Annotated in this window: 11 protein-coding genes; all 11 read left to right on the forward strand. The window is 36.4% G+C overall.

Annotated features, from left to right (window positions below; translation table 11 throughout):
- On the forward strand, window positions 1–849 hold an 849-nt coding region (locus E1163_RS06695; RefSeq protein ID WP_155170666.1), incomplete at its 5' end, for a sugar nucleotide-binding protein.
- Between the two features lie 8 nt (window positions 850–857).
- Entirely contained in the window at window positions 858–2,030 is a 1,173-nt protein-coding gene (locus tag E1163_RS06700) for an N-acetylneuraminate synthase family protein (RefSeq protein WP_155170667.1), read from the forward strand.
- Window positions 2,030–2,521 carry a hypothetical protein gene (locus E1163_RS06705; RefSeq protein WP_155170668.1) on the forward strand — a complete coding sequence of 164 codons (492 nt, stop codon included), beginning with the start codon at window positions 2,030–2,032 and terminating at the stop codon, window positions 2,519–2,521. Before E1163_RS06700 ends, E1163_RS06705 begins: the two co-directional genes overlap by 1 nt.
- Complete coding sequence (locus E1163_RS06710; protein ID WP_155170669.1) at window positions 2,518–3,501, forward strand: hypothetical protein; 984 nt, start codon at window positions 2,518–2,520, stop codon at window positions 3,499–3,501. The genes E1163_RS06705 and E1163_RS06710 overlap by 4 nt, the downstream gene beginning before the upstream one ends.
- A 72-nt stretch (window positions 3,502–3,573) precedes the next feature.
- Window positions 3,574–4,707, forward strand: a complete 1,134-nt coding sequence (locus E1163_RS06715) for a sulfotransferase family protein (protein WP_155170670.1) — start codon at window positions 3,574–3,576, stop codon at window positions 4,705–4,707.
- Window positions 4,704–5,345: an acyltransferase gene (locus E1163_RS06720; RefSeq protein ID WP_155170671.1), complete on the forward strand. Its 642-nt coding sequence runs from the start codon at window positions 4,704–4,706 to the stop codon at window positions 5,343–5,345. The genes E1163_RS06715 and E1163_RS06720 overlap by 4 nt, the downstream gene beginning before the upstream one ends.
- A gap of 9 nt (window positions 5,346–5,354) precedes the next feature.
- Window positions 5,355–6,938 carry a capsular polysaccharide export protein, LipB/KpsS family gene (locus E1163_RS06725; RefSeq protein WP_155170672.1) on the forward strand — a complete coding sequence of 528 codons (1,584 nt, stop codon included), beginning with the start codon at window positions 5,355–5,357 and terminating at the stop codon, window positions 6,936–6,938.
- A gap of 28 nt (window positions 6,939–6,966) precedes the next feature.
- Window positions 6,967–8,508 (forward strand): lipid II flippase MurJ, encoded by a 1,542-nt coding sequence (locus E1163_RS06730; RefSeq protein ID WP_155170673.1) that lies wholly within the window; start codon window positions 6,967–6,969, stop codon window positions 8,506–8,508.
- Window positions 8,509–8,528: 20 nt separating this feature from the next.
- Entirely contained in the window at window positions 8,529–9,062 is a 534-nt protein-coding gene (locus E1163_RS06735) for an acyltransferase (RefSeq protein ID WP_155170674.1), read from the forward strand.
- Between the two features lies 1 nt (window position 9,063).
- Window positions 9,064–10,119: a glycosyltransferase family 4 protein gene (locus E1163_RS06740; RefSeq protein WP_155170675.1), complete on the forward strand. Its 1,056-nt coding sequence runs from the start codon at window positions 9,064–9,066 to the stop codon at window positions 10,117–10,119.
- On the forward strand, window positions 10,119–10,385 hold a 267-nt coding region (locus E1163_RS30955; RefSeq protein WP_221417954.1), incomplete at its 3' end, for a hypothetical protein. The genes E1163_RS06740 and E1163_RS30955, both read left to right, overlap by 1 nt.

The raw sequence follows: 10,385 nt of genomic DNA on the forward strand, positions 1-10,385 counted from the left end.
CTTTTAGTATTGGGGGCAAGCTCTTGGCTTGGTTATCTTCTTATTAATAATAAAGTTATACAAAAGTATTTTAAGGAAATTTCGGGTACAATATTTAAAAACACTGTCAATTTCAATCATCCCGTAAACATACTCAAGACAAATACCGGTCATCTTGATTTAAGACAGATTGCAGACTGGAAGCCTTCACATGTTATAAATTTCTTACGAGGAGAGACAGAAGCTGACTTTATATACCACGATAAATTAGCGAGTTATTGTGAACAAGCAGGGGCGAACTATTTCTATTTAAGTTCTGCTTTGGCTCTGGATGGTTATAAAGATGCTCCATTGATGGAGAGCTTAGAAGCTTGTGCCGTATCGCCATATGGTAAATTCAAGGGTAGGTGCGAACAAAGGCTTTATGATAGCAATTCATTAAATTGGACAATTCTGAGATTTGCTTCGGTTCAGGGATATGTGCCTCATAAACAGACAAGAAATGAGGTTTTTCTCAGTAAAATGAAAAAAGGGGAAAAAGTAATCGTAGATAGAGGGGTGGTTCAAAACCGAATGTTGGCTGATCGTCTGATTGGAGGCTTAAGTAAGTTGATACGGGATAACATTACAGGAATTATTCATTTTGGCACAATGGATAGCAGTGAAGAGTATGATTTTTTACGTCAGCAAGGTGAGCGTTTTGGATGGGATCCAGAGAATGTAGTTTCTGGTAGCCTTAGAAATGTAAATCTGAATACAATTCCTGGTAAAATTTTAGAATTATATGGAACAGAGTTTAGGTTGTCTGAAAATGATACCATTGATGATCTATTAGCCGACGAAGGTCTTAAGAAGTATAAAAATAACTAAAAAGTACTATGAGCGTTTCAATCGACCAAAAAAAAATAGGAAAAGAATACCCTGTCTATTTTATAGCTGATATAGCGTCTAATCACTGTGGCGACCTGTCAAAAGCAAAGGAACTAATTTTTGCTTGCGCTGAATCTAAAGTTGATGCTGTGAAGATGCAAAATTTTGCTGCGGAAACCATAGTGTCTGATTTTGGGTTTAAAAATCTTAAAGGAGTAAAAACGCATCAGAGCGAATGGAAAACATCTGTTTTCGATTCATATAAAGCGGCTTCTATTCCTTTCGAATGGACTTTGGAGTTGAAAGAGCTTACAGAGAAGTTAGGCATGGCCTATTTTACTTCTCCATATTCTATAGAGTTAGTTAATGCTGTTGCACCTTACGTATCGGCTTTTAAGCTTGGTTCTGGCGATATTACCTGGCACGAAGAAATAGAGGAAATGTGTAGGTATGGAAAAACTCTTCTAATAGCTACAGGTGCTTCAACAATGTACGAAGTAGAGATGGCCATGCAAGTAGCGATGAGACAAACAGATGACATCATTCTGATGCAGTGCAATACTAATTATACAGCAAAGAAAGATGAGATTAGGGAGTTAACTACGGAAAGATATAAGAATATTAATCTTAAAGTTTTGGAGTCTTATGCAAAAAAATGGCCTAATATACCGTTAGGACTGTCGGATCATACACATGGAAGTTTAACTGTACTTGGCGCGGTGGGATTGTACGATTGTGCTGCAGTGGAGAAGCATTTTACTCTGGACAGTTCCCTGGAAGGGCAGGATCATGCATTTTCTATGATGCCGGATGAATGGCTGGACATGGTTAACCAAACTGCTGAGTTAAAAAAGAATATATCATTGGATATGGATTTTGAAGAGCGATACAAAATTACCAGTGAATTCACCAATCAGCCTGAGGATTTAAGTTTGTGTATTGGCAATGGCCTAAAAACAATTCAGGGTAATGAGAGAAACACGACTATTGTTCAGAGAAGAGCAATTAGAGCTGTAAAAGATATGGGTGAAGGAACAGTTATAGATAGAAATTGCTTGATCATGCTTAGGCCCTGTCCGGAAGATGGTATTGAGCCATACAAAGTAGATCAAGTGTTGGGATCCAGGTTAAGAACTAAAATAACTGCTGGAGAGCATATTAAATTTGAGGACCTCGTATAATGGATTATACAAAAAATCCATATAGGAACTCAGAGAACGAGAAGTATGATATTTGGGAATTGCTTGTCAGGCGAGATTTCGATGCTTTTCTTAAAGGAGATTGGGGGATAATAAAGGACGATTTTATAGAAGATGATTTTTTTGGGCTTGACTGTAAGTATTCTGATAATCCCGATAACTGGTGTCTTACGTTTCCCGATCTTATGACTTATAGAAACGAGTGGGAGAGACAAAGTCGAGAATTTCGGAAGAACAAGTTTGCAGAAGACCCTCGTTTAGCTCTTTATAGATCCGTAGTACTCGAAAATATTTCCATTAAAGGAGGTTTTGCTTCGGTGCATAAGTATTTTAATGGGGAAATTGCACTACAAGAAGCGGACGATCTGAAGCTGAAATGGGTAAGCATCTTTTTACTTAAAAAGTTTGAAGGAAACTGGAAAATAAAAGGATTTACCGGCTACATTCGATTACATAATGACTGCAAAAGGTGACGAGAGTACTTTTTCGAGTTGATGCCAATGATAAAATAGGTCGAGGACATCTATCTCGATGTATTGCGGCTGCTGAAATGCTGAAACATGATTTTCAGGTTTGTTTTATTCTTCTGAAGTCTAGTAGAGAATTTGTTGAAGGGCAATTAGGTGATTATACAGTTAAGTATCTGGAGAATGAAGGAGAACTAAAGGGGTTAGTTACAGAAAGAGATATTTTATGTGTAGATGGGTATAGTTTTGATGTGGATTGGAGAGGCTGGATAAAACCCTATGTGTATAAACTAATAATTATCGATGACTTGCCTGAACCGCTTAAATTTGTAGATGTAATTGTGAATTATGCTCCGGGCATTAATAGAAAACTTTATACTGGAACAGATGCTACTCACTTACTCACTGGGTTAAAATATGTCTTATTAAGACCTCATTTCTTGGAATATGCTCGGCAACAAGTAGAGCAGATGAGACATAAGAATGGAGTTTTTGTGTGTTTCGGAGGTGCTGATCCTATGAATTTAGGACAGCTGTTTGTTGAACAACTTCTAAAAGAAGGGTTTGAAGACAATATAATACTTGTTACCAATAAACCATTATCAAGGGTAACTGGTGAAGATGTGCAAAATCTTAGTATAGTAAGTGGACTAAGTGAAAATGAAATGATCCACTATATAAAAAGTGTTCGAGTAGCAGTCGTCTCAGCGAGTGTTTTGAGCTTTGAAGTTGCGGCATTACGCGTTCCATCGTTTTGCTTTTATTATGTCGATAATCAGAGGCTAATTTATAAAGGTCTAATTGAAGAAAAAGCTATCTGTGGAGGTGGACTTGTAAAGAATCAGGAGGATGTTAAAAGATCAATAAATTCATTCATGGAATTTTATGATAATCCTTTCTTGCAAAACAGGATCATTGCAAAACAAAAGGAATTAATTGATGGAGAATCAGGAGAACGGTTGAGGGAATTCATGAATCAACTTTAAGTTCTCAGGAAGAAATCTCTATGGAAATTGAATATAAGTATGTCTTATAAGAATCTTTAACATTGCTCATTTATGCAGTTTATTTTTATTGGAGGTGCACCTAGAAGTGGAACAACCTTGCTGCTCAATTTACTCGAGTCTCATCCTGATATTGTAGGGTTTCCATTTGAACATAAAACATTTGAACAATACTTCTGGCATAATGGTGATATAAACTACCTACGTGAGAACTTTATAAAAAATAGTAGGGAGGGGCAACAAGCTATTCTGTCTAGCGAATACCTTATTAATGAGTATGTAAGAAAAATAAGGGGCTATTATGGTAAAGAGTTTTCTGTTGATATTGACCCCAAATTGTTTTTGGCGACTTACTTAAATCGCTTGTCTATTAGTTGTGGATCATTACAAGATGTATTTGATGGGCTGGCTCAAGGGATATTAGACTCTAACTCTTTTGCCTTGTCAAAAAAAGAAAGGCTTGAATATTTCTGTTTTAAACAGCCTTACTTCACTGAGTTATTTGCTAAGGAAACTAGTAAGGAATTACCGGAAGCTCGTTTCATTCATGTAGTACGTAATCCAATAGCCAGATACACCTCTGCAAAGAAGAGGTTTCTGGATATTTATGGACATGCTAAAAATCCTGTTCATATAAATAGGCAAAACACGGTTTTTGCCCATGCTGAAGTGGACGTAACCTCTTATGAACTAGCTTTGAAAAATCAACGAAATATTGGAGGGCAAAGATATTTAATCGTAAAATATGAAGAATTGGTGTCTAATGTTGATGTCACTATGAACAAGATTTCTAAGTGGTTAAAGCTTACGCCACATTATGGCTGGAAAACGAGTAGACTAGGTGAAGAGGCTGATGCCGGATCCAGTTATGTTACGCGAAGGGGTGTAGATGAAGCTGCTGCCAGTAGAAATGAACAGTATTTAAGAATAACAAATCAGGCTGAGAGAGAATATCACCAGTACTTATTGACTAAATCGAAAATTGGTAAGCTCTACGGAATTGAGAGCCACGTAAACACAAAAATGTTAATCAGATTTGTTTTGAATTTCTTCTACAAGGAGTCACTTGGACAGTATGTCTATCGTCTGTTAACTGTATTTAATAATATTAGAGTTCTGTCGTTTGGAAGCAAAGCTTTACCTGAACGAGTAAAGAAAAAAAATGCGGGTTTAAGTGGAGCAATATGAAGAGAATGCTTGCTAGAATTTTCTCATCAGAAAGTATCTTTGACAATCTTTTGGCCTTGTTTAGAAGCTTTTTTAGTTTCAAATATCACCTGAAGTTGTTTAAGTCTAATAAGGTGTATTTTAAAAATGAAGGATTATTAATTATTAAAGGGAAACTGTACTTAGGCTTTCTTTCAAATAGATTGGCGATGAACCCTTCAGGAAAAGGTGTATTTCGTGTTTACAAAGGAGGCAACGTATTAACCAATGGATTGGTAAGAATTGCAAGAACAGCTAAAATCTATGTGTCTGGTTTATTAGAGATTGGTGCGGGTACTTATATTAATCCTAATACAATTATCTTGGCCAGAAAACAAGTGAAGATAGGTAAGAATTGTGCGATATCCTGGAATTGCCAAATACTTGATGATGATTTACATTTTATACAGACATCATCAGGCAAAGAGTCATCAGCTAACCCAATTATAATAGAAGATAAAGTATGGATTGGTGCTAACGTAATAATTTTGAAGGGGGTAAGGATTGGCGAAGGATCGGTTATAGCTGCAGGCAGTGTTGTTACAGGAAACGTTGTTCCTGGGGCTGTTTATGCAGGTGTTCCTGCCAAAAAAATAAAAGAAATTTCTAGTTGGGGATAATCAGGTGATATGAAATACCTAAAAAATATAAAAAGAAAAGTAAGACTTCAGAGAGAGTGTCAGATTTACAAAAGATTTTATAAGGGGCATGTAGAGGATTCCTCGGGAAGTAAGCGGATATTAATGTATGTTGGTATTGGGAGTATGTACCTTACTCCTTTTGAGATCAGTATATATCATTTACTTCAACAAAAAGGCTACCAGGTAGACTATTACATTTATGATGATAAAATAACGATCAACGAAGTGATAACTAAAGATCGTTATGAACAGGAGGGTAGCGAGAAGTTTTGGAGAAGAGCATATAAGGATGCAATACAAAAACTGAAGGCTTCCAAAGTAGAATATAAATTTATTAATGAAAGAGTCGAGGTTAACAACATTGTTGATGGAAGAGCATGGCAGCTAAGTGAGTTGTTAAATTTTTCTTTTGAAGGAATCAATTTTGGTCATATCGTAGAAGGTTCTTTGTATAGGTTTTATAAGTCCTTAAAATTTGATGATGATTCGATTAAGTATGGTAAGGAATTTTTACGAACCTCACTTATCAACTATTTTCAAATTAAGGAGATTTTAAGAACCAGTAATTACGAGGCGATACTCTTTTCCCATGGTATTTATTGCACATGGCAGCCTGTAGTAAACCTCCTTACACAAAAAGGTATCGATTATATCTGTTATGACAGAGGCAAGACAAAAGGCCATATCAATATAAATTTAAATAACCCGTCTCCTGTATGGGATATCTCCGAGGCTTGGAAGAGGTACGCAGACAGAGAGTTGACAGCCGAAGAGTTAGGCATGGTAGATCAGTACCTTAAAGAAAGAGAATTGCAGAAAGGTGATGTCTATGCCTATAACTTTGCAAGTAAGGCCGATGATCTTAACCATTTAAGGCAGTCTCTTAAGATTAAACCAGGGGCTAAAGTAATCTGTGTTTTTACTAATCTGATTTGGGATGCGGCTAATGTGGCCAGAGATGTTGCTTTTTTATCACCTTTAAAATGTATACAGAAAACCATTAATCATTATAAAGCGCACAATGATGTTCATGTGTTGATACGGACGCATCCGGCAGAGAGGGTATTGGGCACAAAAGAAACTTATGGAGCATTGATACGAAACAGTCTGGATTCAATACCTGAAAACGTGACAATAGTAGAACCTGACATGGAGATTAATTCGTTTTCGATATTGGAACTGGCTGACATTGGTGTGGTGCATACCTCTACAGTGGGGCTAGAAATGGCCATAGAAGGTAAACCTGTTATACTGATTTCAGATACTCATTATAGGAATAAGGGCTTTACTTTTGATGCTGGTTCGGAAGCTGAATACTTTCAGTTTTTGAACGAACAGTTGCAACACCCGAAGTTAAAGCCCAGGCAAGTAGAGTTGGCGAAGAAGTATTTTTATTTAATGATGTTCCATTACCAAAAGAAAATGCCCGTTTTATACAATGCGGCAGGTGCTTTTCAAGGATATGCCTATGATAATTTTCACTTAATGCGAGACGATGAGCAGTCTAACATCAATCTCTTTATTGCTGATATAGTAAATGGTGTACCGTTAAAGGATTTTATTCGCTGGTAGAAATTGCTAGTATTACCAATCAAATTTGATGAATCATAATATACGGATTATAGGTGGATTAACGGGGCTAAAAATTATTGGTGCTGTCTTGGGGGTGATTTACATGGTTCTTCAGGTAAGGTACTTTGGAACATCCAGGGCCATTGAAGTTTTCTTTGCTGCTCAATCTGTGCTTTATGTGATAATTTCTTTGACCCAATCAGGGCAACTTGCTGAAATTTTTCTTCCTGAATATCTTAAAATCCGTAATTCCAAAGGTACATCTGTTGCACATGCCGCTTATTCCGTAGTTGCAAATCGGTTATCTGCTATAGTTATCATTGTTTTATGTATTGCGTTCATACTCGCTCCTTTTATTATAAGACTTTTTATCCCGGGTTTTTCTACAGAAGATCAGTATCAGGCGACATATTTGTTTCGTGCATTTCTACCTTTTATTTTTTTACAGATTCAATTGGCATTTTTAAATACAGTGTTAAATGCTGAACAGGTATTTGGAAGAACAGAGGCCACTAATATAGTCAATGGAATTATTTCTATTTTAATATTGATTTTTTTATATCAAGACCTAGAGGTATGGGCCTTAGTTGTTTCTTCTTATGTCGGAATTATTATCCAGATTGCGTTATCCTTAATTTATGCGTACAAAAAAGGCATTCGATATTATTTTGTATGGGTTCTACCTTCATTCAATCATAAGGTGTTTTTCAAGACTATTCTCTCTACGCTCTCATATACAATCGCTACTCAAGGCCTGAACTGGGCCATGGTCGCTTCTATTTCATTTCTCCCTCAGGGCATGTTGGCCATTTATAAATATGTAGAAAAATTATACCCAAAACTAAACAGTATTTTAGTTCAACCCTTCTCTACTGTGTTCTTTACGAAAATTTCGAATAAGATATCATCTGAATCAGATGCTCGACACCTCAAGTTGAAAATGGTAAATTTGCAGGAGTATAGTTTGCTATTTGGTTTGTTTATCTTTGGCTTGTCTATTGCAGCAGGCAAAGAATCTTTGTCCATATTGTGGAAAGGGAGTAATTTCACATCAGCTGATCTTGCTATGGCTTATCAGATATTGTGTGCCTTCTTTATTGCATTTACTTTTCAGCTTTTTTATGCTCTAAACAGAAAGTATTCTGTCGCATTGGGTTTGGCAAGGTATAATTATAACTATCAGACGTACGCTCAGTTGCTATCTGCCACAGTTGCCTTTCCTTTGATATATTTTTTTAATATAGAAGGTTTATTAAGTGCAATAGTTTTTAGCAGGTTAGCCTTAATCTCAGTACCTGTATATGTCAATTTAGCAAAAGGACAAAAATTCTATAAGGCACCTCCATTGTCGTTCAGTATAAAATTTTTAATGGGACTTATATTTTTGCCGATCGTAGTACTTATAACAAAGGCGCATATTTGCCTTTGGTGTCATATTGAAGGTATATGGTTTGATATTGCAAATATAATAAGCTGGGTTTTTTTTACGATTTGCCTTTATTTTTTGATAATCAACCTATTTAAACTAAATTTTATTTTTAAGCTAAAAAAAGAAATATTTGGATCCTGAGTATGCGCCTATTTAAATATATGTTTTTTGTAATTATCCACTTTCAGGACTACCTGTTCAGGGAATGGATTATGTTTATCCCGTTTCATGTTATCCGCATTTTTTGCATACGGAGGACTGTAAAGTCTCTGGGCTCTAATAGCAGTTTCCTGCTAGGAGTTGAATTTCGTAATGGCAAGAATATTACTGTTGGGGCAAATACAGTTATAAACAAGAACGTGCTATTAGATGGGCGAGGAGGAAGATTATCTATTGGTAACAATGTTGATATTGCTCAGGAAACCAATATATGGACACTTGAACATGATGTACATAATGATTATCATAAAGATACTGGTGGCGATGTTACTATTGAGGATTATGTATGGATTGCATCGAGGGTCACTGTTTTACCTGGTGTTACAATAGGTCGGGGGGCTGTAGTTGCATCTAACGCAGTGGTGGTTAAGGATGTTGAACCTATGACAATTGTTGGCGGAATTCCTGCCCGTAAGATAGGAGTTAGAAAAAGCAATTTGAGTTATAAGCTTAAATATAAACCCTGGTTCAGATAATATGAGTAATAGAATAAAAGTGGCTTGCTTACCTCGTGCCGGTATTGAAAATCCGTATCAATATCTGATGATCAAAGGTTTACAAGAAGACGATCGCTTGCACGTATATAATGGCGAGGAGGGGAAGCTATTTGCTTTTTTACTCACGTGGTTAAAAAGTAGACCAGATTATATTCACTTGGACTGGTTGCATCAGTATTATCTGAGGAAATCCTTGTGGATGACTTGGGTGCAATTCCCGATTTTTATTTTTGAAGTTTTATTTCTCAAATATTTGTTAAGAGTAAAATTTGTTTGGACTCTGCACAACATCTATCCTCATGACCAACCTTATTTTGGTCCATATAAGTGGGCAAGGAGGTTTTTTGCCAAAAAATGTAAATGGATAAGGGTTTTCTCAGAGTCTACGGTAGTTGAGGCATCAGCGGTGCTTGGTGTACACAAATCGAAGTTATCAGTTATTCCGGAGGGTTCGTATGTTGAGTATTACCCAAATACCTCATCAAAGGAAGATAGTTTGGCTTATTTAAATTTGAAAATCACTGATCGGGTGTTATTGTTTCTGGGCAATATCCGGAAATATAAAGGTTTGGAGCACTTAATAACGGTTTTCAAAGTTGTCAAAAGGGAAAACTGGAAGTTGGTAATTGCCGGTATGTGTAGGGATCAAGTGTATAAAAATGAGCTTCACCGTTTGATTGAAACAGATCAAGATATTGTTTTTGTTCCTCAACTTATACCAGTTGATGAAGTGCAGTATTTTATGAATTCGGCCGAGGCCGTAGTTTTACCTTTTCAGAAAATAGAGAATTCAGGGTCTGTTATACTAGCCATGGGATTCGGCAAGGCAATAGTTGCCCCTGCAATGGGCGCTGTCGTTGATAGGTTGAAAAGTCAAAACCAGTTGCTTTACAATCCTGAAGGAGAGGAGGAACTTCGAGCAATTATCAGAAGATTAATGGAAATGGATCATGAAGAAGTGAACGACTATGGAAGAATTAATGCGGAGGAGCTTAAAGAGTATCAGTGGAAGGATTTTTCAAAAATGTTCAACTAATGCGGATATTATTTTGTACTAGTACATTTGAGCATATTAACCATGGCCCTGCTAAGTTTGCCAACCTATTGCTGGATATTAATGCCACTTACCCCGAACACGAACTTCGAGTATTAACCGAGGATATTTCTGAATATAAGGTTGATACTTACAACGGGTTGGTCTATCGGTTGGATCTAAAGCTTAATCCTATTCAAAACCTGGTAGGTCTCGTATATCGTATGAAGCCATATTATAGACAAGCTGCTGCAATTAAACAAGAATAT

This window comes from Fulvivirga kasyanovii, assembly GCF_009711405.1.
Lineage (GTDB): Bacteria > Bacteroidota > Bacteroidia > Cytophagales > Cyclobacteriaceae > Fulvivirga > Fulvivirga kasyanovii.